At 70.4% G+C, this 23,616-nt stretch carries 17 protein-coding genes; 8 read left to right on the forward strand and 9 right to left on the reverse strand.

All coding sequences use genetic code 11. The features are described 5' to 3' along the window. Positions 1–148: 148 nt before the first annotated feature. The 3 genes from MYSTI_RS12885 (at position 149) to MYSTI_RS12895 (ending at position 3,134) form a co-directional block, all read left to right on the forward strand. Complete coding sequence (locus MYSTI_RS12885; protein ID WP_015348193.1) at positions 149–1,279, forward strand: sensor histidine kinase; 1,131 nt, start codon at positions 149–151, stop codon at positions 1,277–1,279. After that, on the forward strand, positions 1,276–2,088 hold the full coding sequence (locus MYSTI_RS12890) for a LytR/AlgR family response regulator transcription factor (protein WP_015348194.1): 813 nt from the start codon (positions 1,276–1,278) through the stop codon (positions 2,086–2,088). Before MYSTI_RS12885 ends, MYSTI_RS12890 begins: the two co-directional genes overlap by 4 nt. Before the next feature lie 122 nt (positions 2,089–2,210). After that, the gene (locus MYSTI_RS12895) at positions 2,211–3,134 is read left to right on the forward strand and encodes a TolB family protein (RefSeq protein ID WP_015348195.1); all 924 of its coding nucleotides are present in this window, start codon (positions 2,211–2,213) and stop codon (positions 3,132–3,134) included. A 63-nt stretch (positions 3,135–3,197) separates the two neighbouring features. Here MYSTI_RS12895 and MYSTI_RS12900 read toward each other — a convergent pair whose 3' ends face one another. After that, positions 3,198–5,201 carry a hypothetical protein gene (locus MYSTI_RS12900; RefSeq protein ID WP_015348196.1) on the reverse strand — a complete coding sequence of 668 codons (2,004 nt, stop codon included), beginning with the start codon at positions 5,199–5,201 and terminating at the stop codon, positions 3,198–3,200. Between the two features lie 296 nt (positions 5,202–5,497). Between MYSTI_RS12900 and MYSTI_RS12905 the strand changes: the two genes are divergently transcribed. Both MYSTI_RS12905 and rsgA read left to right on the forward strand, forming a co-directional pair. Beyond that, positions 5,498–6,865: a TAXI family TRAP transporter solute-binding subunit gene (locus MYSTI_RS12905; RefSeq protein WP_015348197.1), complete on the forward strand. Its 1,368-nt coding sequence runs from the start codon at positions 5,498–5,500 to the stop codon at positions 6,863–6,865. Between the two features lie 270 nt (positions 6,866–7,135). Continuing rightward, positions 7,136–8,224: a ribosome small subunit-dependent GTPase A gene (gene rsgA, locus MYSTI_RS12910; protein ID WP_015348198.1), complete on the forward strand. Its 1,089-nt coding sequence runs from the start codon at positions 7,136–7,138 to the stop codon at positions 8,222–8,224. Between the two features lie 424 nt (positions 8,225–8,648). Here the strand turns inward: rsgA and MYSTI_RS12915 are convergent, their stop codons facing one another. After that, entirely contained in the window at positions 8,649–9,167 is a 519-nt protein-coding gene (locus tag MYSTI_RS12915) for a hypothetical protein (protein ID WP_015348199.1), read from the reverse strand. A 38-nt stretch (positions 9,168–9,205) separates the two neighbouring features. After that, positions 9,206–10,822: a hypothetical protein gene (locus tag MYSTI_RS12920; RefSeq protein ID WP_015348200.1), complete on the reverse strand. Its 1,617-nt coding sequence runs from the start codon at positions 10,820–10,822 to the stop codon at positions 9,206–9,208. A gap of 286 nt (positions 10,823–11,108) precedes the next feature. On the opposite strand from MYSTI_RS12920, the gene MYSTI_RS12925 reads away from it, so the two are divergent. Then, positions 11,109–13,592, forward strand: coding sequence for a sensor histidine kinase (locus MYSTI_RS12925; RefSeq protein WP_015348201.1), 2,484 nt, complete (start codon positions 11,109–11,111; stop codon positions 13,590–13,592). On the opposite strand, the gene thrA is transcribed toward MYSTI_RS12925, so the two are convergent. Continuing rightward, positions 13,514–15,970: a bifunctional aspartate kinase/homoserine dehydrogenase I gene (gene thrA / locus MYSTI_RS12930; RefSeq protein ID WP_015348202.1), complete on the reverse strand. Its 2,457-nt coding sequence runs from the start codon at positions 15,968–15,970 to the stop codon at positions 13,514–13,516. The genes MYSTI_RS12925 and thrA overlap by 79 nt on opposite strands. A 366-nt stretch (positions 15,971–16,336) precedes the next feature. Beyond that, positions 16,337–17,917 carry an adenylate/guanylate cyclase domain-containing protein gene (locus MYSTI_RS12935; protein ID WP_015348203.1) on the reverse strand — a complete coding sequence of 527 codons (1,581 nt, stop codon included), beginning with the start codon at positions 17,915–17,917 and terminating at the stop codon, positions 16,337–16,339. A 212-nt stretch (positions 17,918–18,129) separates the two neighbouring features. Between MYSTI_RS12935 and MYSTI_RS12940 the strand changes: the two genes are divergently transcribed. Both MYSTI_RS12940 and MYSTI_RS12945 read left to right on the forward strand, forming a co-directional pair. After that, positions 18,130–19,050 (forward strand): type 1 glutamine amidotransferase domain-containing protein, encoded by a 921-nt coding sequence (locus MYSTI_RS12940; RefSeq protein WP_015348204.1) that lies wholly within the window; start codon positions 18,130–18,132, stop codon positions 19,048–19,050. A 13-nt stretch (positions 19,051–19,063) separates the two neighbouring features. Further along, positions 19,064–20,128, forward strand: coding sequence for a helix-turn-helix transcriptional regulator (locus MYSTI_RS12945; RefSeq protein ID WP_015348205.1), 1,065 nt, complete (start codon positions 19,064–19,066; stop codon positions 20,126–20,128). Positions 20,129–20,251: 123 nt separating this feature from the next. Here MYSTI_RS12945 and MYSTI_RS12950 read toward each other — a convergent pair whose 3' ends face one another. The 4 genes from MYSTI_RS12950 to MYSTI_RS12965 form a co-directional block, all read right to left on the reverse strand. Next, a complete protein-coding gene (locus MYSTI_RS12950; protein ID WP_015348206.1) occupies positions 20,252–21,277 on the reverse strand; it encodes an inorganic phosphate transporter in 1,026 nt (341 codons plus the stop codon). A 1-nt stretch (position 21,278) separates the two neighbouring features. Then, the gene (locus MYSTI_RS12955) at positions 21,279–21,905 is read right to left on the reverse strand and encodes a DUF47 domain-containing protein (RefSeq protein WP_015348207.1); all 627 of its coding nucleotides are present in this window, start codon (positions 21,903–21,905) and stop codon (positions 21,279–21,281) included. Positions 21,906–22,142: 237 nt separating this feature from the next. After that, positions 22,143–22,469, reverse strand: coding sequence for a thioredoxin (gene trxA / locus MYSTI_RS12960; RefSeq protein ID WP_015348208.1), 327 nt, complete (start codon positions 22,467–22,469; stop codon positions 22,143–22,145). 108 nt (positions 22,470–22,577) lie between these two features. Next, entirely contained in the window at positions 22,578–23,489 is a 912-nt protein-coding gene (locus MYSTI_RS12965; protein ID WP_015348209.1) for a LysR family transcriptional regulator, read from the reverse strand. Positions 23,490–23,616 lie beyond the last annotated feature (127 nt).

Consider the following 23,616-nt stretch of genomic DNA (forward strand, 5'->3'; position numbering starts at 1 on the left):
GGCCTGGAGCCCGCGAGGGTAGGGGCTCCAGCGCCCGGGGGGGCGTCACCGCGACACCGGACAGGGCGTTCCAGTTCGTCCCTGGGGTTCCGCGGTTCGTCCCTTCGCGCGTGGAAGCAGTCCCGCAGGCTCGTTAGCGTGCCGGGCCATGCGTGATGAGGACAAGGCCCGACGGGGGGCCGGAGAGGTCGCACCGCTGCCGTCCTGGGCTGTCTGGACGGGGGCCTTGGGCTGGTGGCTCGCCGATGCGTTCGTCGCGGTGAGCCAGGTGCGCATCCTCCAGCGCCTGGGCGAGGTGAAGGCGCCGGACGAGGAGCTGTGGCGCATGTCGCTCACCAGCTCGCTCTTGTGGGTCCCCATCACGGTGCTGTGTCTGCGCTTGTCGGAGCGCGTGCCCCTGTCGCTGCGGGGCGGCGCGCGCCCGTGGGTGGCGCACCTCGCGGCGCTGTTCGGGGTGCTCTTCGGACGGGCGGCCTTCGTCATGCTCACGCAGGACCTGGTGGGCTGGTACGAGCGGATGCCGAGCGTGCCGGACCTGCTGGCCCAGAGCGTGGCCAACAACCTGCTGCCCTTCGTGTTGCTGACGGCGGGAGGGCACGCGCTGGGGCTCGCGAGGCGAGCGCACGTGCGGCAGCGGCGCGCGGACCAGCTGCAGGCGCAGCTCGCGGAGGCGCGGCTGCAGGCCCTGGCGTCGCAGCTCCGGCCGCACTTCCTGTTCAACGCGCTCAACGCGGTGGCCTCGCTGGTCCACGCGGACCCGGATGGCGCCGAGCGGATGCTGGCGCGGCTGGGGGACCTGCTGCGCCAGAGCCTGGAGTCCCACGGCCGGCAGGAGGTGACGCTGCGCGAGGAGCTGGCGGCGCTGACGCCGTACCTGGACATCGAGCAGATTCGCTTCGGGCCCCGGCTGCAGGTGGCGTGGAGCCTGGCGCCGGATGTGATGGACGCGCGGGTGCCCTTCCTGGCGCTGCAGCCGCTGGTGGAGAACGCCATCCGCCATGGCCTGGCGCCGCGCGCGGAGCCGGGGCGAATCGAAATCACGGCCGAGCGGGAGGGGACGGTGCTGCGGTTGTCCGTCCGGGACGACGGCATGGGGCCTCCGCCGGAGGGGCCGGTCCGGGTGGGCGGCGTGGGGCTGTCCAACCTGCGCGCGCGGCTGGTGACTTTGTACGGGCCCCGGGCGGGCCTGGAGCTGCGCCGGGGGACTCCTCGCGGCGCGGTGGCGGAGCTGCGTGTGCCGCTGGATGACGGTCTTGAAGGAGAGCGGGTGGCGGCATGAGTGGAGAGCTCGTGGAGACGTCGCTGTTGCGTGTGGCGCTGGCGGATGACGAGCCGCTGGCCCGGTCCCGCCTGCGCGCGCTGTTGTCGGCGGAGCCTCACGTCGAGGTGGTGATGGAGGCGTCCAGCGGCGCGGAGGCGGTGCGCGGCGTGCTGGAGGCCGCGCCGGATGTGTTGCTGCTCGACATCGAGATGCCCGCGGGAGACGGGTTCGAGGTCCTGCGCGCGCTGCCGCCCGAGGTGTTGCCGGTGGTGGTGTTCGTCACCGCCTGGCAGCAGCACGCGGTGAAGGCCTTCGAGGCCCAGGCGCTCGACTTCCTGCTCAAGCCCTATGACAAGGAGCGCTTCCGCGCGGCGCTGGCCCGGGCGCGTCAGCAGGTCCGGCTGCTGCGGCGCGGTGAGTCCGGGGCGAGGCGCGAGGCGCTCCTGTCTGGCCTGGCCCTGGCCGAGGCTCCGCTGCGCCGGCTCCCCGTCAAGGTGGACGGGCGCATCCGCTTCGTGGACTGCGCCTCCATCACCCACGTGGAGGCCGAGGCCAACTACGTGCGGGTGCACGCGGAAGGGGAGCAGCACGTCCTGCGCGAGACGCTGACGCACCTGGAGGAGCGCCTGGACCCTCGGCGCTTCCTGCGGGTCCACCGCTCCGTGCTCATCAACCTGGACAAGGTGCGGGAGATGGAGCCGCTCTCGCAAGGGGAGTACCTGCTGGTGCTGGGCACGCGCGGTGTCGCGGTGCGCACCGGGCGAAGCCACCGCGCCCGCGTGGAGGCCGCGCTGGGGCTGGGCGCGTCGGTGACGGAGTCGCGCTGAGGGCCGTCCCCGCGCCGCGTCCGTTCATCCCGCGGCCCGTTCGCTTCATCCCCACTTCCCGGACACGCGAAGCCGCGAGGCGTACCTCTTCGGTCGCACCATCCACCCGAGAGGACCTCGCCATGTCATCGTCATCGCGTTGCATCCCCGCGTTGCTCGCCGCGCTTGCCCTGTCCACCTCCGCGTCCGCGGCCGCTCCGCGCACGCCGGAGGTGCTGGCTCCTGGCTTCATCTCCTTGCCCGACCAGGAGGAGTGGCGCATCGCCTTCACGCCGGACGGTCGCACCGCCTTCTGGGGCGTGAGCTCCGGCTTCTTCCCGGAGACGCGCCAGGCCACCATCGTCTTCTCCGAGTGGCGTGACGGCCGCTGGTCGGAGCCGCGTCCCGCGCCCTTCTCGGGCGTGTACTCGGACATCGACCCGTTCGTCTCCCCGGATGGGCGCCGCCTGTTCTTCTCCTCCATCCGCCCGCTCAACGGCGAGCCTCGCGCCGATATCGAGGTGTGGGTGGTGGAGCGCCGCCGCGACGGAGGCTGGAGCGAGCCGCGCCACCTGGGCGGCACCGCGCTCAGCACCGGCGATGAGCTGTACCCGAGCGTGGACGCGCAGGGCACGCTCTACTTCGCCTCGGACCGCGAGGGCGGCTACGGCGCGTGGGACTTGTACCGCTCCAAGCTCCGCGCGGACGGCACCTACGGGCCCGCGGAGAACCTGGGGCCGGGCGTCAACACGGAGTACTGGGAGTTCAACCCCCACGTCACGCCGGATGGGAAGACGATGCTCTTCGCGTCCATCGGCCGGCCGGATGGGTATGGCTATGGCGACTTGTACGTCTCCCAGCGCACGTGGCGAGGCTGGCAGCCCGCGCGCAACCTGGGCCCGACGGTGAACACGGCGCTGGACGAGTACCACCCGACGCTCTCGCCCGACCACCGCACGCTCTACTTCGTGCGGCACCAGTATGAGCCGTTCGTCCCGAGCGAGCTCTACCACGTCCGCGTGGGGCGGCTCCTCCCCGAGCTGGACGTGTGCGACGTGCATCACTGAGGCGCCCCGTGGCTCCGCCCGGTGTCAGGGGACTCCGGGCGGAGTCTCGGTTCGACGCCCCCCTCAGCGCGTCTCGAGGCGGAGGTTGTCCAGGGCCAGGTCGGGCTGTCCCTTGGGCAGGTCGACGAAGAAGGCCACGGGCTGCGCATCCCCCAGGTTGAAGTGGGCCAGGATGTGCCGGCTCACCGAGTTGCAGCGCATGCGCAGCTCGCGGTTGTCGGAGGTGATGAATCCACACGTCGCCCCCGTCACGTCGCGCGACGTGTCGAACTCCACCCGCCACGTGCGCCCTCGGATGAACGCCTGTCGCGTCACGAGGAAGCGCTGGCCGCCCTTCACGCGCGCGGCGAAGCCGGAGGAGCCCATCCGCGTCCAGGTGGCCGGAACGGGAGTGCGCGTGCCGGGCTCGACGATGCCCATGCCCACGCGCTGTGAGCGGTACTCGAAGCCATTGGCGAGCGGGTCCGCGACGGTGGTGATCTCCGTCACCGCGAACGCCCCCGAGCCCTGCGCCGCGGATATCTGGAGCGTCTGGCTGCCGCCGCGGGTGGCCTTGAAGGCGATGCCGACGAGCCCCGCGGCCTCCGCCGCATGCACGACGGGGCGCACGCCGCGCAGCAGCGTCTGGTTGCCCAGCGCGAGCGTGATGAGCGGAGGCGTGCCCTCCAGGGAGCGGATGCGGACCGACACGCGATAGGTCATCCCCGCGACGACGTTCGCCGGGGGGAGGGTGACGGTCTCTCCTCGCGCGACGGGGACCAGGGGCTCGTTGACGATGCGCAGGCGCTCCCACGCGGTGCACGTGGTGTCCGTGCACGGCCAGCGCTTGGGGAAGGCCTGTCTGCCGACCATGCCCTTGCGAAGAATCCAGATGTCGTGGGTGAGCCAGAGCAGGGGATTGGGGAACAGGCCCGGCTCCTCGGTGCCGCAGACGTCCGTCGTGCTCCTGCCCTCCGCGAGCTTCTGGGTGACGGCGAGCCGCGCATAGCCCAGTCCTCCGTCGCCGGGTTTTCGCGCGGTGCGGTCGGGGTCCTCGCAGAGGAAGTCATAGTCATGCGCGGTGAAGACCCATTTGTCCCACGTGGCCACGGGGCCCAGCAGCTCCTGCGTGCCCAGCCCCGCGTTGAGCTGGGTGATGCCGGAGCCCGACGAGCCGTGGCAGCCGTGCAGCTCCGTCAGCCGCGCGTCGGTGCCCACCAGCGTCACGCCCAGCGAGACGGTGGGTCGAGGCGGGTCGCTCCACGGCTTGGAGACGAGCGGGAGGAGCTGGTTGGCCGGGTAGTAGTGGTAGTTCTGGACCGGGTCGTAGTTGGCGTAGAGCGTGTAGTGCTGCCAGAGGTCGGAGCGCCGGTCGTCGGGGATGGCGTAGACCTCATGGGCCCAGGCCATGGACACGGGCACTCCCACGCCCTCGTGGTCCGCGACGCTCAGGTAGTCGTAGCGGCAGCCGGGGCTCGCGGGGCCGCAGTCGAGCAGGGCCGTGTCGGCGCGAGGGAAGTTGCCCGGGCAGTTGTACGTGCCATAGGCGTTGCCGCAGCGGGAGACGACGCGGCACTGATAGGACGTGGTGCTGTAGCCCGGGCCCAAGGGTGTGCGGCGGTAGCGGGGGAAGGTGCCGGCCAGGCTGTTCGCGGTGGCCTCCCACTTCACGTCCGCCTCCACCATCGGGTCATACATCTGGACCTCGAGTGGTTGGTGGGGTGGGTCCCACACGTTGATGTCGTCCACGCAGTGGGCGGCGGTGATGGCCTTGCGCGGAGAGATGAAGGTGACGCCGCAGGTGTAGCGCAGCGGGCTGCCGTCCAGGCCCAGCCGGAGCTCGTGGGTGTCGGGCTGTCGCATCGGGACGAAGAGGGTGCCTCGGCTGAGCTGGCTGCTGGCCATGGCGCCTCCCGGAGAGAAGGCCATGTCGTAGTAGTCCCGATAGGCCAGCTGCACCTGCTGGGGCGTGGCCCCGGGCTCTTCGGTGGTGGGCTCGTCGAGCGGGCGGCATGCGGCGAGCGCGGCGCCCAGGATTGAAAGATGGAAGCTCGCGCCGAACCACGCGGCGCGAAGTGTCGTCTCCATTTGGATGATTCTCCCTGTCCGTCGGACGGGCCGCGCGACTCGCGACCCCTCGTGCAAGCTGGCGATGCCCCTGGCGGAGGACGCCCCGAGGGGTGGGCTCCGCGTTCGTTTGGAGTCCGCCTGTGTTGAGCGCTCAGCCTCGCCAGTCCGGCCCTGTCACGGAGCCGACGCGCGGCGATGCGGGGGCTGCATGCGGGTTCAGGCCGGGTGGAAACGACGGGGCGGGCCTGGGAGTGAGCCGCCGTGTGGCCGGCCGCCCCCGAGGACCTGGGGCGCGTCTATACTCCGCGCCCATCATGACGGCGGACCCTCACAAGCAGCAGTTGCGGCGCACGATGCGGCGGGATTTGTGGCTCACGCTCACGCCCGCGGTACTCCTCATGGGCGCCGCCTTCGCCGCCGCGTTCCACTTCATCGAGCCCGCCCCACCCAAGAAGCTCGTCCTGGCCATGTCGCCGGACGAGGGCGGCTTCCGGTTCTACGCCCGGAAGTATCAGGACTTCCTCGCCCGGCACGGCGTCACCCTGGAGCTGCGCTCGACGAAGGGCTCCATCGACAACATCGCGCTGCTCGCCGACGCGCGGTCCGGCGTCGACGTGGCCTTCGTGCAGAGCGGCACCGTGGCCAGCGAGAAGGCGGCGGAGAACGTGGTGTCGCTGGGCAGCCTCTCCTACGTGCCCCTCTGGGTCTTCCACAGGGGCGAGCCGCTGGAGGACGTGCGCCAGCTCGAGGGCCGCCGCATCGCGGTGGGCCCCGAGGGCAGCGGCACCCGCGCGCTGGCGCTCACGCTGCTCAAGGCCAACGCGGTGGAGGGCGCGCCCACGGAGCTGCTTCCCCTGGAGCGCGACGCCGCCGTGGAGCAGTTGAAGCAGGGCCAGCTCGACGCCGTGTTCCTCATCTCCCCCGCGGAGTCGCCCATCATCCACAAGCTGGCGGCGGTGCCGGGCATCCAGCTGCTGAGCTTCTCGCGGGCGGAGGCGTACTCGCGCCGCTTCACGTACCTGTCCCGCCTGGTGCTGCCGCGCGGCGTGTTCAACCTGGCGGCGGACATCCCGGAGCGGGACGTGGAGGTGCTCGCGCCCACGGCGAACCTGGTGGCGCGCGACTCGCTGCACCCCGCGCTCGCCTACCTCCTCATGCGCGCGGCCAGCGAGGTCCATGGCAAGGCGGGCCTGCTCGACGGGGCCGGCGAGTTCCCCGCACCGCGCGAGACGGGCTTCCCCCTGAGCAGCGAGGCCCGCCGCTACTACGAGGCCGGCGTGCCGCTGCTCCAGCGCTACCTGCCGTTCTGGGCGGCCAACCTGGTGGACCGGCTCTGGGTGATGCTCGTGCCCTTCATCGCCGTGGTGGTGCCGCTGTTCCGCATCATCCCCGCGCTCTACCAGTGGCGCATCCGCTCGCGCATCGTCCGCTGGTACGCGCGCCTGAAGGAGATTGAAATCCAGCTCGACGAGAACCCCGGGCGGGAGATGCTCGAGGACATGCTCAAGCGGCTGGAGGAGGCCGAGCGGGAGGTCAACCGCATCCCCATGCCCCTGTCGTACGCGGAGAACCTCTACTTCTTCCGCGAGCACATCGAGGTGGTCCGCCGGCGCCTCATCCGCCGGCTCGCCGGGGGCCTGGAGGGCGTGGACGGCCATCTCCAGCATGCCAGCGCACAGTAGGCCGTGTGCCGGGGCGACTTCCCCCGTGCGGCCGCCCCGCCGAGTTGATATGCAAGCCCGACGATGGCGATGGACGCCATCCCCTCTCTCCCAGGAGGCTCCATGTACGCCGACCTTGATCTTGCCGCGGTGGAAGCCCTGTTCGCCTGGGGGACGTGGGCCGCTTAAGCCAGGCCCGCCCGAAGGTCCGTCACAGCACGGTCCCCACCTCCAGGTGCCCTGAAGAATCCAGGTGCGCCGCTGGCACCGCTCTGTCCGGAGTCCTTCATCGTGTCACTTGAATCCCTTGGTTGGGGGCCCGAGCTGGCCCAGGTTTTCTCTCGAGTCGTCGAGTCGTCGTCCCTCTCCCTCGTCCCCGGCCGCGTGGTGCGCCAGGAGCGCGGGCTTCTCACCGTCCAGACGGCGGAACGCATCCTGTTGGTGCGCACGGCCGGAAGGCTCCTCCACAACGCGCCCGGCGCCGAGTCGCTCCCCACCGTGGGCGACTGGGTCGCGCTGCAACTGCCCTCCGGCGCGGGGGACGGCATGCTGCACGCCGTGCTCCCCCGAAAGAGCCTGCTCATGCGCCGCGGCGTGGGCCGGGAGGGAAGTGGGCAGCTCATCGCGGCCAACCTGGACGTGGTGCTGCTGGTCGCCGGGCTGGATTCGAACTTCAATCCCCGCCGCATCGAACGCGCGCTGGCCATGGCGTGGAGCAGCGGCGCGTCCCCCGCGGTGCTGCTCTCCAAGGCGGACCTCATGGAGGACGCGCTCAGCGCCGTCCAGGAGGTGGAGGCGCTGGCCCCTGGCGTCCCCGTGCTCGCGTTGAGCGCGTGGACCGGCGAGGGGCTGGACGCGGTGCGGGCGCTGCTGCCCCCAGGCAAGACGGGCGCCCTGCTGGGCTCATCGGGCGTGGGCAAGTCCACCCTGGTCAACCAGCTCCTCGGCGAGGAGCGTCTGGCCACCCAGCCGGTCCGCACCGAGGATGACAAGGGGCGTCACACCACCACGAACCGGGAGCTGTTCCTGCTGCCGCATGGGGGGCTGCTCATCGACGGGCCCGGGATGCGGGAGCTGGGGCTCCTGGGAGACGAGGAGGAGGGGGTCCAGCAGACCTTCACGGACATCCTCGAGCTCGCCGACAGTTGCCGCTTCCGCGACTGCGGCCACCAGCAGGAGCCCGGCTGCGCCGTCCGCGCCGCTGTCCAGTCCGGCACACTCCCTCAAGCGCGCCTGGACAGCTACGAGAAGCTGAAGCGGGAGCGGGCCTTCCACGCCCGGCAGACGAATGCCGCGGCCCAGCACGAGCACCGCCGCTTCGAGCGGGACAGGACCTTGGTGGGTTGGGAAGTCTCGCGAGCCAAGCGACGCCGGGACTGACCGAGCACCCGAAAATCCCCCAAAAATCCCCCGCTCAAGGATTCAGGCGCGCCGCGTTTGGATACACGAAAGGTGGGGGCACCGGGCTGAGCCTGGGGCCCAAGGGATTCAAGCGCTGAGCGCTTGATGGGGGCTTGGGGGGAGTGTCCGGGCGTCGTTCCCCGGCACTCGAGTTTTCGAACGCACGGCGTTCGAGGGGGGGAAGAGGCGCGCCGGGGGGCTCGTCTCTGACCTTGACGAGGGGGCGCCCCTGGGGAGGGGCGTGGCTTCCGGAGGGCATGCCGAGGGGCGTGCCGACGCCGTACCGGAAGTTCGAATTTTCGCAGTCCTTCATACGGCGGGGAGCGCGTCGAGGGGGCGCGCTCCCCGCGGTTCTTTTTGGGGCAGAGGTGCCGGGCCGCGAGGGCCCGGCGTTCCGGACGCGCTACTTCGCGTCCGTCGACTGCATCAGCTTGATGCTCTGCCCGGACTCATCCGTCACCACCGAGCCGGCGCTCTTCTGCTGCGCCTCCGTAGGCGTGCCCACGGAGAAGCTGGACACCTTCGACAGCGGGTTGCCGTCGAACGTGCCGCTGACGGCGACGACGAGGTGCGAGCGGCCGGCGCCCGGGGTGAACGCGACCTCGAAGGTCTGCGTGGAGGCCCCGGAGACCTGGATGCCGCGCACGGGCGAGGTGTCACCGGACACCTGGAGCCCTTCGACACCGGAGAGGTCCACCCGCACGTCGCTGCCCGCGGACAGGAAGCGCACGGTGACGGTGGCCTTGTTCTCGTGGAGCTTCGCGCCCACTTCGACGGGAGCGCTGAACTTGCCGACGGGCGTCTCTTCCTTGTGGGAAGCGGTGTCCGCCGAGTTGGGGCTGTTCTTGGCGGGAGAGGTGCAAGCAAGCGGCGCCGCCAGCGCGAGGAGGCCAGCGAGGACCGCGGGGGCAATGCGATTCATGGGTGCTCCTGGAAGTGAGTGAGGCATGCGGCGGCCACTCAAGTGCTGGTGATGGAGAGGTTGAAGTTGTAGCTCTCGGGCGCGTCGTCATCGCTCAGCCGGTAGCCCGTGAGCACCACGACGTAGGTCTTGCCGGCCTGGCTGGGGAAGCTGAACGACTCCTCCCCAGTGACGGTGTCGTCCTTGTCCCCCACCTTCGTGCCGTTCTGGAGCGCCAGGATGCCCACGTCGTCGACGGAGCTGGCGGTGACCTTCACCAGCCCGCCCGTGCCCGTGAAGACGTAGTAGCGGTTCTGCGACCGGCGGTTGTGCGCCGCCCCGCTCTGGAGCGTGCCGGAGGTGCTGAACGGCAGGCCGCTCAGCTGGGTGTACATGCTCACCAGGTCCGAATCGCCATCGCCCCAGGTGGAGCGAATCGAGCCGATGCGGTAGTGCGCGGCCAGCGTGTCCACCGCCGACGCGTTGACGCCCGGCTGGGCCTTGAGGCCGTGGATGAACGAGCCGATGGTCGTCACGCCCGCCGTCGTCTTCTGCGGCCCCACGAGCACGTCGTACAGGACGCCCAGGTTGAGGGTCACCTGGTCATAGGTGGACTCCGTGACGGTGGTGCCGTCATGCAGGTCATAGAGGAAGCGCATGACGCTGAACTCGGAGAAGACGCCCGGGTTCGTGTCATCCGTGGGGACGGGCGCGCTCTCCATGTCGAAGCCGAACGCGACCAGGCTGCCCCGGTTCCAGAGCGTGTCGACGTAGACGGAGGTGGGCAGGAGGATGGCGGAGAGCGCGTTGCCGTAGCCCTCGCCGAACGCGATGCGCGGGTCCAGGAGGTCCCCCGAGCTGTGGGAGCCGCCCGGGTTGTCCGAGCGCGAGAGGTTGGCCTCGAAGAAGTGCCCCCACTCGTGGACGATGACGTGGCTGTCGAACTCGTCCGTGTCCACGCCCGCCATGCCCAGCACGTAGATTTCGTTCTCGCTCGGGGAGAAGTGCGAGGTGCCAATCTGCCCGGAGGCGGGCTGCCCGCGCTCCGGAGCATTCTTGGGGCTCCAGTTCACCTTGAGCGGCGGGAAGGGCACTGGCCGCACGGCGAGGAACGCCTGCGACGCGGTGTACATGCTGTCCAGGATGGCGAACGGCGCGGCGGCCCGCATGTTCGCGTTGTAGCCGCTGCCCGTCCAGCCGTGGCCCGCGTGCAGGTCCTGGCTCACCGCGCCGGCCTTGACCTTGAGCGAGGTGGACACGGCCCAGATGGCGTTGTTGGAGGTGTTGTCCTCCACCTGGATGGAGGGCGTCGTCGTCTTCGCGAGCGCGGCCAACGTCACGTTGGCGCCCTCTCCGGCCGTGTACTTGAGCTCGTAGCGGCCGCTGCTGTCCGTGGTCGCCTTGCCGAGCACGGTGTTGTTCTTGCCGAGCACCTGGATGGTGACGTCGCGGACGGGCTTCACGGTGGTCTGACCGAAGCCCAGCGTCCCGCTCCGCGTCGCGGGGGAATACGAGGCAGGGACGAAGTCGTACGTCACCTTGCCACTGAGGGTGACGTCGACGGGAGGTCCTTCCTCCCCGTCATCGTCTCCTGGACAACCGAGAACCGTGAGGCCGAGCGCGACCACCAGCGTCTTGCTGGTGCGGCTCCAGACCGATGTGCGAGACACGTACATTCCGTCCTCCCCCTTCCTTTCGCCTTCAATGGGTGACGGGGCATTCTCGGTGGGTCCCCCGCGAACTTCAAACGTCGTGAGCGGTCCTTCCCGCAATGAGGCACCGGGGCCGCCCCCCAGGGATGACACCGCGCGAGGGCAGCCGGGCGAAGGGCCTGTCTCCCCGGGCTCGCGGGGCCGACCAGCCGCCCGAGCGTGGGTTGGCGGCGCGCGAGGGAGCGCGAATCTTGGGAAGAGATGTCGCGCGCGGGGGGCGGGCGACCCCCCGGCCCATCGTCTCCTCGCCATGCCCACTCCGACCGACAGCTCGAGCCCGCCGTCTCCGTGGAGGGAGGACGCCTCCCGCGCGCGGGACGAGCGCATCTTCCGCTCCGTCGTCGACAGCATGGCGGAGGGGCTGGCGGTGGTGGACGAGCAGGGGCGACTCGTCTTCTTCAATCCCATGGCGGAGCAGCTCGTGGGCCAGGGTCCCACCGACACGCCGGTGTCCGAGTGGTCCACGCACTACGGCCTCTTCCTGCCGGACCAGGTGACGCCGTTCCCCGCGGAGGAGCTGCCCATGGCCCGGGCGCTGCGGGGTGAGTCGGTGAGCCAGGTGGAGATGTTCCTGCGCAATCCCGCCAGGCCCGCGGGGGCCTGGCTGCTGGTGAGCTGCCGTCCCATTCGAGACGCCTCGGGGGCCCCGAGGGGCGGGGTGGCCGTCTTCAACGACATCACCGGCTTCAAGCGGGCGGAGAAGGCCCTGCTCGAGAGCGAGGTGAAGTACCGGACGCTCTACAACAGCACGCCCGTGATGATGCACTCCATCGACGCCCGGGGGCGGCTGGTGAGCGTCAGCGACTGCTGGCTGTCCATGCTGGGCTACTCGCGCGAAGAGGTCATCGGCCGCGACTCCGTGGAGTTCCTCACCGAGGCCTCCGCGCGCTTCGCCCGCGAGAAGGTGCTGCCCGCCTTCTTCGCGACGGGCGTCTGCCGGGACGTGCCGTACCAACTGGTGAAGAAGAACGGGGAGCGGCTCGACGTGCTGCTGTCGGCCATCGCGGAGCGGGATGCCTCCGGCCGGTGGGTCCGCTCGTTGGCCGTGCTGCTGGACGTGACGCAGCGCCACCGCGCGGAGGCGGCGCTCCAGCAGAGCGAGCACCAGCTGCGCGCCATCCTGGACAACGCCACCACGGTCTTCTTCCTGATGGACCCGCAAGGCCGCTACATCTTCGTGAACCGCCAGTGGGAGCGCGTCTTCCACCACACCCGCGAGGAGGTCGCCGGCAAGACGGTCCACGACGTGTTCCCCGCGGACGTGGCCGACCGCTTCCACCAGGTGAACGAGGAGGTCCTCCTGCGCCGCATGGCGGTGACGGAGGAGCTGCGTGTCCCGCAGGTGGATGGCACGCACACGCACATCACCCAGAAGTTCCCGCTGCTCGACGCGCGCGGGGAGCCCTATGCCGTCTGCGGCATCTCCACCGACATCACCGAGCGCAAGCGCCGGGAGGAGGCGCAGCGCTTCCTCGCGGAGGCCAGCCGGGAGCTGGGCACGTCGCTCGACTCCGCGACGACGCTCCAGCGGGTCGCGGAGCTGACCGTGCCCCGGCTCGCGGAGGTGTGTGTCGTCTTCATGCCGGAGGACGGAGCGCGGCTGCGCGCGGTGGCGGTGGCGGCACGAGACGCCGAGCGCGCCCTCCGTGTGCGTGAGTCCCTGGAGTCCCATCCGCTGGTGCCCGAGGCGCGCCATGGCCCCATCGGGGTGATGGCGACGGGGCGCTCGGAGTGTCTGCCGCTGCCCCGGGGACTCCAGGGACACGAGGGGCTGGTGGAGCTCGGCGGGCAGCCCTCGCTCTGTGTGCCGCTCCAGGCGCGAGGCCGGAACCTGGGCGTGCTGATGCTGCTGTCCCCGCGCTCCGGCCGCGGCTTCTCGTCGGAGGACGTGTCGCTGGCGGAGGAGCTGGGCCGCCGCGCCGCGTTCGCCATCGACAACGCGCAACTCTATTGCAAGTCCCAGGAGTCCATCCGCGTCCGCGACGAGTTCCTCTCCATCGCCTCACACGAGCTGAAGACGCCGCTCACGTCCATGAAGCTGCGCATGCAGCAGATGTCGGCCCTGCTGGAGCGCTCCCGCCACGAGTCGACGTTCGCCGCGCGGCTGTCCGGCATGCTGCTCGTCTGTGAGAGTCAGCTCGCCCGGCTGTCGCGGCTGGTGGAGCACCTGCTGGACGTCTCCCGCATCCACGAGTCGCGGCTCTCCTTGCGGCTGGAGGAGATGGACCTGGCGGCGGTGGCGCGCGAGGTGGTGGCGCACCTGAAGGAGCAGCTGGAGAAGGCGGGCTGCGAGTGGATGCTCGACGCGCCCGAGCACCTGCTGGGGCGGTGGGACAAGCTGCGGCTGGAGCAGGTGATGATGAACCTGCTCACGAACGCGGTGAAGTACGGCGCGGGGAAGCCCATCTGGGTGCGGCTGGCCCACCACGGCGAGCAGGTGTGGCTGAGCGTGGAGGACCATGGGATGGGCATCCCCCGCGAGTCCCAGGCCCGCATCTTCGAGCGCTTCGAGCGCGCGGCCTCCGCCAACTACGGCGGGCTGGGCCTGGGACTCTTCATCACCCGTCAAATCGCGGAGGCGCACGGCGGCCGGGTGTGGGTGGAGAGCGAGCCGGGGCGGGGCGCTCGCTTCGTCGTCGAGCTGCCCCAGTGGACTCACATCAGCGGGCCTTCCACCAGCCGGAGCACATCCGCCAGCACGCCCGACGCCGTCACGGCCGCGCCCGCGCCATAGCCTCGGATGACCAGCGGCGTGGGGCTGTAGCGCTCCGAGAGGAAGCTCAGCGCGTTCTCGCCGCCCTTCACCGCCGCCAGCGGGTTCTCCAGGGGCACCGCCTTGAGGCCCACCGCGCAGCCGTCGGGCCCCACGCTGCCCACGTAGCGCAGCACCTGTCCCTCGTCGCGCAGGCGCTCCACGCGGCGCTGGAAGGCCGCGTCGATGCTCGGCAGCCGCGCGAGGAACGCGTCGAGGGGGCCGGAGGCATCGAAGTCCCCGGGCAGGAGCGACTCGAGCGACACCTGCTCCAGCTCCATCTCGCGCCCCAGCTCTCGCGCGAGGATGAGCACCTTGCGCGCCACGTCCGTGCCCTGCAGGTCATCGCGAGGGTCCGGCTCCGTGAAGCGCTTCTCCATGGCGGTGCCCACGGCCTGGGACAGCGGCACGCCCTGCTCCGTCAGGCCCAGGATGAAGGACAGCGAGCCGGAGAGGATGCCGTCGATGCGGTGCACCTGGTCTCCGGTGCGCAGCATGTTCTTGAGCGTGTCGATGACGGGCAGGGCCGCGCCCACGTTCGTCTCGTACAGGAAGCGCCGCTGGTGGCGGGAGGCCGTCTCGCGGATGGCGCGCCAGTGGGCCATGCGCCCCGCGTTGGCCTTCTTGTTCGCGGTGACGACGTGGAGCCCGGACGCGAGGAGGGACGGGTACGCGAGCGCCACGTCCTCGCTGCTGGTGCAGTCCACGAAGATGGGCCGGCCGGGACGCTTCGTGCGCGCCTGCTCGCGGAAGGACTCCAGCGAGGCGGGCACGTGGGAGGACTCCAGCCGCTCCTTCCAGTGCTCCAGGGGGATGCCCGCCGCTTCGATGAGTCCGTGGCGGCTGTTGGAGAGGGCGCACACGCGCAGGTCCACGCCCTGGGCCTTGAGGTGTGGGGCCTGCTGGCGAAGCTGGCGCATCAGCTCCCCGCCCACGCTGCCCACGCCCGCCACCAGCAACTCCACCACCTCCGTGGTGCCGAAGTACCGGTGGTGCACATGGCCCATGGCCCGGGGGCCGTCCGCTTCGGTGATGACGGCGGAGATGCTGCGCTCGCTGGAGCCCTGGGCAATGGCCGCGATGCTGCAACCGACTTCGGCCAGGCCCTTGAAGAACGTGCCGGCCACGCCCACCCGGTGGCGCATGCCGTCGCCCACGATGCTGAGCACCGCGAGCTGGCCCTGGCTTTCGATGGTGTCGACCTTGCCGGCCTCGCGCTCCACCTCGAACTCGGACTCGAGCGCTTGCACGGCGGCGGCGGACTCGGACTGCTGCACGCAGAAGCTGATGGAGCACTCGCTGGAGCCCTGGGTGATGAGCACCACGGAGATGCCGGTGCGCGCCATGGCGGCGAAGACGCGCGCGGCGGTGCCGGGGACCCCCTTGAGTCCCGCTCCGGCGATGTTGATGAGCGCCACGTCCTTGAGGAAGGACAGGCCTCGCACCGGGTGGTCGGGCGGCGCCGCGGCGTCCGTGACGAGGGTGCCCGGGTGCTCGGGGCGGAAGCTGTTGCACACGCGCACGGGGATGCCGCGCTCGCGGGCGGGGGAGATCGTCTTCGGGTGGAGCACCTTGGCGCCGAAGTACGCCAGCTCCATGGCCTCCTCGAAGCTCACCTCCGCCAGCGGGAAGGCCTCCGGGACGATGCGTGGGTCGGCGCTGTAGATGCCATCCACGTCGGTCCAGATCTCCAGCAGCTGCGCATCCAGCGCGGCGGCGGCCAGCGCGGCCGAGTAGTCCGAGCCTCCCCGTCCCAGCGACATCGTCTTGCCGCGCTCGTCGCCGCCGAAGAAGCCGGGCATCAGCATCAACCCGGGGCCCTGGGCGTCGCGCAGCGGCGCGAAGCGGGCGCGAATCTCGTCCATGCGCGGCGTGGCCTGGAGCGGGTCCCCGGAGCAGATGAGCATCTCCCGAGGCTCCACCGTGTGCGGCGCCAGCTTGCGCGCGGCCATCAGCGCCTCCAGCAGCAGGCACGAGGCGCGCTCACCCAGGCCGGACAGGTGGGCCAGCACGGAGGGCGAGCACTCACGCAGCAGCCCCACGCCCTGGAGCAGCCCGCGCAGCTCGGTGGAGATGGCCGCGAGTCCGAGCTCCAGGGGGACGAGCGCGAGCGCGTCTCCCGCCGCGAGCTCCCGGGCGATGGTGAGGTGGGTCTGCTCGAAGCGGGACAGCGCGGAGTCCACCTCGCCGCCTTCCTGCGCGAGCTTCGCGGACTCGACGAGCAGGTTGGTGATGCCGGAGACGGCCGAGGCCACCACCATGACCCGAGTCTCCCTCCGGGCGCCTTCGACCAGCTCCACCACGCGCCGCAGCTGCGCGGTGCCGCCGACGCTGGTCCCTCCGAATTTCATCACGCGCATGGTGGCACCTGGAGACGTGAGGCGTGGCCGGGGGCGGGGGAGTGCGTCGTCGTCGTCGAGGTTTGCGTCTTCATGGGGGTTCCTGGTGGGTGTGGAGGAGGGAAAACAAAAAAGCCCCGCGCCGGGGAGCGCGGGGCCAGTTCGGAAGCACTTCCAGTTCCGAGCTAGACCTCCCGCGCTCCGCGGGTAGTCGTCGTCGTCGTGGTCGTGCGAGGGGTGGTGAAGGACAGGGTCGACGCGCGAACGAAGGCCAGGGACGTCTGTCCCGGGGCCCGCGTGGTGTCGAGGCGCATGTCGTTCACGAATCGGAACGCTGACCGATGAGCCCGGTGCGAGTCAAGCCACCCTCCCGGGCAGGCGAGCGGCTCAGCCGCTCGATTCGTCCCACTCCACCCGGTGGAGCACCAGGGGTTCGTCCTTCCCCTTGACCCGGGTGGGAGGCAGCGGCGTCAGGGGCCGGCGCGACTGCTTGAGCCGTGTGCGCGTGGACTCGGAGAGGACGATCTCTCCGGCGCGGGCGACCCCACACACGCGGCTGGCCACGTTGGTGACGTCGCCCAGGGTGGCGTACTGGAGGTAGCGCTCCGAGCCGATGTTGCCCGCGGCGGCGGGGCCGCTGTTGAGGCCCACGTGGATGCGCAGCTCGGGATGTCCTCTGGCGAGCAGTCGGGCGTTGAGCCCTTGCAGGTCGCGCTGCATGTCCACCGCGGCGCGCAGGGCCCGGTCCGCGTCGTCGCTGCGCGAGAAGGGCGCGCCCCACACGGCCATCAGCGCGTCGCCGATGTACTTCTCCAACGTCCCCTCGTGGCGGAACACGGCGTCCGCCATCACCGGGAAGTACGCGTTGAGCATGTCCACCACCTCCCGGGGACGCAGGCTGGAGGACAGGGAGGTGAACTCGGAGATGTCCGCGAAGAGCACCGTCACCTCCGTCTCCACCACGTCCAGCGCTCCACCGGGAGACATCTGGAGGCGGCGCACCACGTCGGGCGGGAAGAAGCGCAGGTACGTGTTGCGCAGCACGGCCTCCTCTTCCAGCCGCTGCGCCAGCCGCACGTTGTCGATGGCCGCGGCCGCCTGGTTGGCGAACGCGGTGAGGAACTCCAGGTCCGCCTCCGTGAAGAGTCCGCCTCGCGAGCGGTTGTCCACGTACAGCACGCCCAGCCGCGCGTCGCGAGAGCGCAGCGGCACGCACATGGCGGAGTGGATGGACTGCGTGTGGATGGAGTCGGCGCTGTTCAGCCGGAGGTCTCGCAGGGCGTTGGAGTAGAGGGCCGCCAGGCCATTCGTGTGCACGGAGTCCACGATGCTCTGGCTGAAGAAGTGCCCTTGCGAGGGCCGCTGACCATCGGCCGAGCGCGCCACGCGAGGGCGCAGGCCGCCGGTGGCCTCGTCCTCGAGCAGCACCGCCGCGCGGTCCACGTCGAGGATGCGGAAGACGAGCTGGAGGATGCGCTCCAGCAGCGTGTCGAGCGGGACGGGCGAGGCGAGGAGCTGGGCCACGGCGAGCAACACCTGGAACCGCTCCCGCGTGGTGTCGCCCTCCGTCGAGGGGCGGACCTTCAGCCGGGGCGACTCCAGCAGGGTCTCCCGGGAGGACAGCGAGAAGCGGGTCTCCAGCGTCCGGGTGTGCAAGGGGCTCAGCGTCTTCTCGGCGTCTTCGCCACCGGCGAGGAGCTGGAACCACACCTCTCCGCACCGGAAGGTGTCCCCCACCTGGAGCTCGCGGCGCTCCACGCGGGTGTCTCCGACGAAGGTGCCGTTCTTGCTCTCCTGGTCCACGAGCAGCACGCGAGCGCCCTCGCGCTCCAGCCGTGCATGTCGCCGCGACAGGCTCTTGTGGAGCACGCAGACGGAGCACACGTCGGTGCGGCCGATGGTGGTGGTGCCCTCGGGCAAGAGGAGCTCCTGTTCGCCTTCCCGCCCGGGGTTGAGGATGAGGCGCATGGAGCGCGGGATGGTACACCCGCGGCTGGACCCTCCGAAGGAAGTGGCCGGAAGGCCCCGGTGCTCGCGAGGCGGCGGCGACCCGGGAGCAATCCGCCCCTCGGGAACCGCTGGGCTCGGGCCCGCGAGGGTGTGGATTGGCGCGTTCGTTCAAGCCCGCTCGGGCCCGCGTCCCTACCGTGGCGAGGAAGCCATCACTCCGGAGGACTCGCATGGACGCGCCCGCTTCGCCCTGGTCTGCCCCCTGTCGCTTCAGGCTCATGCCTCCGGGGTGGTGGCTCTCGCTCGTGCTCATGGGGCTCGCGGGCGCGTGGGGTTGCGCCACACCGCCGGCACGGCGCGTCGTGTTTCCTTCCGCGCCGCTCTCCGCCACGGAGGTCCAGGCGCCTGGGACGGTGTTGATGGTCCTCTCCGCCGCGTCCGCGCAGACGCTCGCGGATGGGAGCACGCGTGCGACGGGGGTGTTCCTGAATGAGTTCTATGAGCCCTATCGAGCGCTCCTCGACGCGGGCTACGACGTGGTGCTCGCGACGCCGGGAGGCCAGCCGCCGGAGTTCGACCCGGAGGGCATGAAGCCGTCGTACTGGGAGGACCATCCGGAGGCGCTCGCCGAGGCCCAGGCGCTGGTGACGCGGCTGCCCGCGCCGCTCTCCCTGTCGGAGGTCCGCGAACGCGCGGAGACGTTCCAGGCGCTCCTCGTTCCAGGAGGGCAGGGCGTCATGGTGGACCTGCTGGGGGACGCGGACCTGCACGGGTTGCTGGTCGACTTCGGGGCCACTTCGCGTCCGGTGGGGCTGGTGTGCCATGCGCCCGCGCTCCTGGCGCGTCTGTCCGCGGAGCAGAGTCCGTTCTCCGGGCGGCGCGTCACCTCCGTCTCGGGCTTCGAGGAGTGGTACATCGAGACGTTCGTCATGGGGGCGCGCGCGCAGGTGCGAGGCATCGGCTCGGGGCTCGAGGACGCGGGGTTCCATCACGAGACGGCCTTTCCTGGCCGCTCGCGGGCCGTGCGAGACTGCAACCTGGTGACGAGCCAGAACCCCTTCTCCGGCACGGACTTCAATGCCCTCTTCCTCGCGGCGCTCACGGACTGGCGCAACGCGGGCCGGTGCGAGCAGGACGCCTCGCCTCGATGAGGGTCGGCTGCGCATGGAGACCCCTGACGTCATGACGAAGTCGGCGTCGAAGGACTCCCTGCGGCGCTCAGGGATTGGAGCAACGCCGCGCGGTGCGAGCACGCCGACCGCGCGTTCGCGGACGCCGCCGTCCGAGGATGACCGGCTGCGCATGGAGGACCAAGGTGTCATGACGAGCTCGGCGTTGACCGCCGTGCTGAAGGCCGCCGTCGCGCGGGAGCATCCGGGGATTGTCACGGAGGGGCGCGACAAGCTCTCCATCCTCCAGGACGTCATGGACGCTCATGGCTGGCGCCCGGTGCTGGAGCTGGGCCGAGCACTTCGCGTGCTGTCGGCTCACCCCGTGCTGCGCGCGCTCAGCGCGGGGCAGACGCCTCGGCAGACCGTGGAGCGGTGGTGCACGCTCGAGCGCTTCATGCACTCGCGTCACCGGACCCGGCTCATCGAGGATGACCCGGCCGAGGCCCGGATGACGCTGCGTCACGTGGCCATCGACGGCGGAAGGATTCGCGTCGTCAACGACCTGTTCATCTGGGGCGTCCTCGTCGCCATCCTGGAGACGGCGGGCTTCACGGGCCTCACGGTGTCGCTCGCGTCGACCTCTGGCGCATTCGTCATCCACGGCGGGAAGTCTCGCGTCGGCTCCAGGACGCTGCCCCCGGTGACGGACGTGGCCACCTTCACGTGGAGCCCCACGCGACGAACCCCGCCTCCCTTGCAGCCCCCTTCAGCGGAAGGTGCGACGGACCAGGTGCGCGACCGCCTCCAGTCGCTCATGGGCGAAGACCTGCTGCATCCCTGGACGCTCGAGGAGAGCGCGCGAAGGCTCACCTTGTCGCGCCGCTCGCTTCAACGGGCGCTGCACGAGGAGGGCACAACCTTCTCGGAGACCCTGCAACGCTCGCGCGTCGACGCCGCGCACGGACTCCTCGCGGATGCGAGCCTGTCGCTCACCGATGTCGCGTTCTGCACCGGCTTCTCCGACCAGGCTCACTTCTCCCGGACGTTCCGGAAGTACAACGACGTCCCGCCGTCGGCGCTTCGAGACCTGGTGCGCTCGAAGGCCGCCCCGCGCTGAAGCACGGCACACGGTTCGGAGGGGGGAGGCGACCCGAGAGCACTGTCGAGGCGAGCGGACTCGTCTGGCTCAGGATGATCGCCCCCCCGAGGGGGACCGCCCGAACGGGGCGGCCCGTCACCGTCAGCCCACCAGCCTGACGACCAACTGGGTCAGCCCGTAGACGAGCGCCGCCATCAGCGCGGCCGCGGGGATGGTGAACACCCACGCCCAGATGATGCGCCCGGCCACGCCCCACTTCACCGCGCGCCAGCCGCGGGTCGCGCCCACGCCGACGATCGCGCCGGTGATGGTGTGCGTGGTGGAGACGGGGATGCCCGCCGCCGCCAGCGCGATGATGGTGACACCGCCACCCGTCTCCGCGCTGAAGCCACCGATGGGCGCCAGCTTCGTGAGGCTGTGTCCCATGGTGCGCACGATGCGCCAGCCACCGAAGAACGTCCCCAGCGAGATGGCCGCATGACAGGAGATGATCATCCACCAGTCGATGTGGAACGGCCGGTCCTTCCAGATGGTGCCGAAGAGCACCACCGCGATGATTCCCATCACCTTCTGCGCGTCGTTGGTGCCGTGGCTGAAGGAGAAGATGGCGGACGAGACGAGCTGGAGCCGGCGGAACCACACGTCCACGTAGAGCGGCGTCTGCTTGTGCACCACCCACGTGCTCACCAGCATCAGCGACGTGCCCAGCACCATGCCGATGAGCGGGGAGAGCACGATGAAGGCGGCGATCTTCGCGATGCCCGAGCCCACCAGACCCTGGAAGCTCAGCACCGGCAGCGTCGCGCCAATCATGCCCCCGGCGAGCGCGTGCGACGAAGAGGAGGGCAGGCCCCACCACCACGTCAGCAGGTTCCAGGCGATGGCTCCCACCAGCGCGGAGAAGATGACGGACAGCACCGCGGTGGGACCGGCGTCGCGGAGCATGTCGAAGTTGATGATGCCCTTGCCCATCGTGTTGGCGACGTGGACACCTCCACCGAACGCGGCGATGAAGTTGAAGAAGGCGGCCCAGGCCACGGCCAGGTTCGGCGACAACACCCGAGTGGAGACCACGGTGGCGATGGAGTTCGCCGCGTCGTGGAATCCATTGATGAAGTCGAAGATGAGGGCCACTCCGACGATGAGGATGACGGCGGCGAGTAGCATCTCAGGAGTGCTCCAGCACCACGCCTTCGATGACGTTCGCCACACCCTGACACTTGTCCGTGGCGGTCTCGATGAGGTCGTAAATCTCCTTCCACTTGATGATGGTCAGAGTGTCGACCCCGCTCTTGAAGAGGCGGCCCAATCCCGAGCGGAGCACCTCGTCCGCCTGGGCCTCCAGCTTCTTGATCTCCTTGCAGCCCGCCAGGATCTGCTCCGGCTTCTTGATGAGCCGCAGCGCCGCCACCACCTCCTGCACCTTCTGCGCGGACATCACGAGCAGCCGCGACAGCTCCGTGGCGTCCGGCAGACTGCTCTGGATTTCGTAGTAGTGCAGTCGCGACGCGGCCGCGTTGGTCAGGTCCAACACGTCGTCGATACGTGACAGCAACGTGTGGATCTGCGCCCGGTCGAACGGGGTGATGAACTGCTTGTGCAGGCGGTTGAAGGCGGTGTGGGTCACCTCGTCGCCTTGGTGCTCCACGTCCTTGAGCGCACGCACGCGCTCAGGCACGTCGCGGTAGTCGCTCAGCAGTTCATGCAGCATCTTCGCGCCTTGCACAGTGGCGGCGCATTGCTTGTCGAAGTCGTCGAAGAACTCGTCCGACTTGGGCATCAGCCTTTCGAGCATCGCTCCCTCCCGGGTGGGCGCGTCCGGCCGTCACCTGCTTGTGACGGTGCCGTGGCGCGCCCGTGACTACCTCACCTGGGGGGATTCGCCACAGACTCTTTTTGACTTGCAACGGGACACAGGACGCCACAAGGGGCGTCCGGTTCCCTGGCTGGTGCTACAGGTCTGCTCCAGGCGCGCTCCCACAGTCCTACCGCCTGGCTGCCTCGGGGCATTAGCCAGGGGTGGGGGTGCGCATCAGAGATGTGCGCGCAGCTCCTCTTCCAGCCGGGCCCGAGGCCGGGCTCCCACGAGCTGTTGCACCACCTTTCCCTCCTTGAAGAGCAGCAGCGAGGGCAGGGCGCGGATGCCATACCGCTGGGCGGTCTCCTGGTGGTCGTCCACGTTGATCTGGGTGACCTTCAGCCGGCCCCGGTACTCGGAGGCGAGCGCATCCAGGATGGGGGAGATGGCGCGGCACGGCGGGCACCAGGTGGCGGTGAAGTCCACCAGGACGGGCTCCTGGGCCTCCAGCACCTCGTGTTGGAACTGCGCGTCGCCCAGCTCGATGACGTCCTTGGCCATGTTCTGTCCTCCGGAGTGAGGCACGGCCCGCAGGCCGCGCCCGGATGGAGGAGGTGTAGTGGCCAGGGGGCTTGGGGACGAGAGGCCCTGGCGGAACACTGGGTTGCGTCAGGAGCCCTGGCGCGAGCGCACGGCGGGGGTGTCCTCGTCCCAGGGCAGCGCCGCGCCGCGTTCAGCGAGGAGCGTCAGGAAGGCTCGCACCTTCGGCGGGAGCTGTCGGCTGCTGGGGTACACGGCGTAGATGGGGATGCCGGGGGGCGTCTCGGGTTGGAGCACGGGGACGAGCAGTCCGCTCCGGACGTCGTCGAAGACGAGCGAGGTGGGCAGCCGCACCACGCCCAGCCCCGAGCGCGCCGCGGCCTGTCCCGCGCGCACGCTGGGGACTCGCAGGCGGCCGGACACGGGGACACTTCGCGCGCCGCGGCCTTCGCCGAAGAACCAGACCTCATCCGTGCCGGGCTCGGCGAGGAGGACGCAGTCGTGGCCTTGCAGGTCCGCGGGCGTGCGCGGGGTGCCATGCCGGGAGAGGTACGCGGGACTGGCGTAGTACCCGGTGCGCAGGCGGCCGAGCTTGCGCGCGACCAGGGACGAGTCCGCGAGGGGGCCGGTGCGCAGCGCCAGGTCGTACTCCTGGGCGATGAGGTCCACGTGGGCCTCGGCGAGGGAGAGCTCCACGCGCAGGAGGGGGTGGCGCAGGAGCAATTCGGCGACGAGGGGCGTGAGCAGCTCTCCCAGGAGCGAGAGCGTGGCGATGCGCAGGGTGCCCTGGGGGGTGGCGCGGGCCTCGCCCATGGCGCGGTTCACCTCGCGGGCCTCGGAGACCAGGCGGGTGCAGTGGGCGAGGTAGTCGCGGCCGGCCTCGGTGAGGCGGAGGTGTCTGGGGTTGCGCTCGACGAGTCGCACGCCCAGCCGCTCCTCGAGGGCGGAGAGGCGGCGGCTCACGGTGGACTTGCGCAGGCCCAGGCGTTGGGCCGCGGCGGTGAGGCCGCCCGAGGTCACCACCTCCGAGAAGAGGACCATGTCATCCAGCAGGGGAGGGCTTGGAGGCACGGTGCGAGATTAACCGTTGGGCTTCACTGGGGGGTGGGCATGCGAGGGAAACCCGGGTAGATGCAGGCGAGGGACCTCGGGATATCCGGCCCCTGCC

This window comes from Myxococcus stipitatus DSM 14675, assembly GCF_000331735.1.
GTDB classification, from domain to species: Bacteria; Myxococcota; Myxococcia; order Myxococcales; family Myxococcaceae; genus Myxococcus; species Myxococcus stipitatus.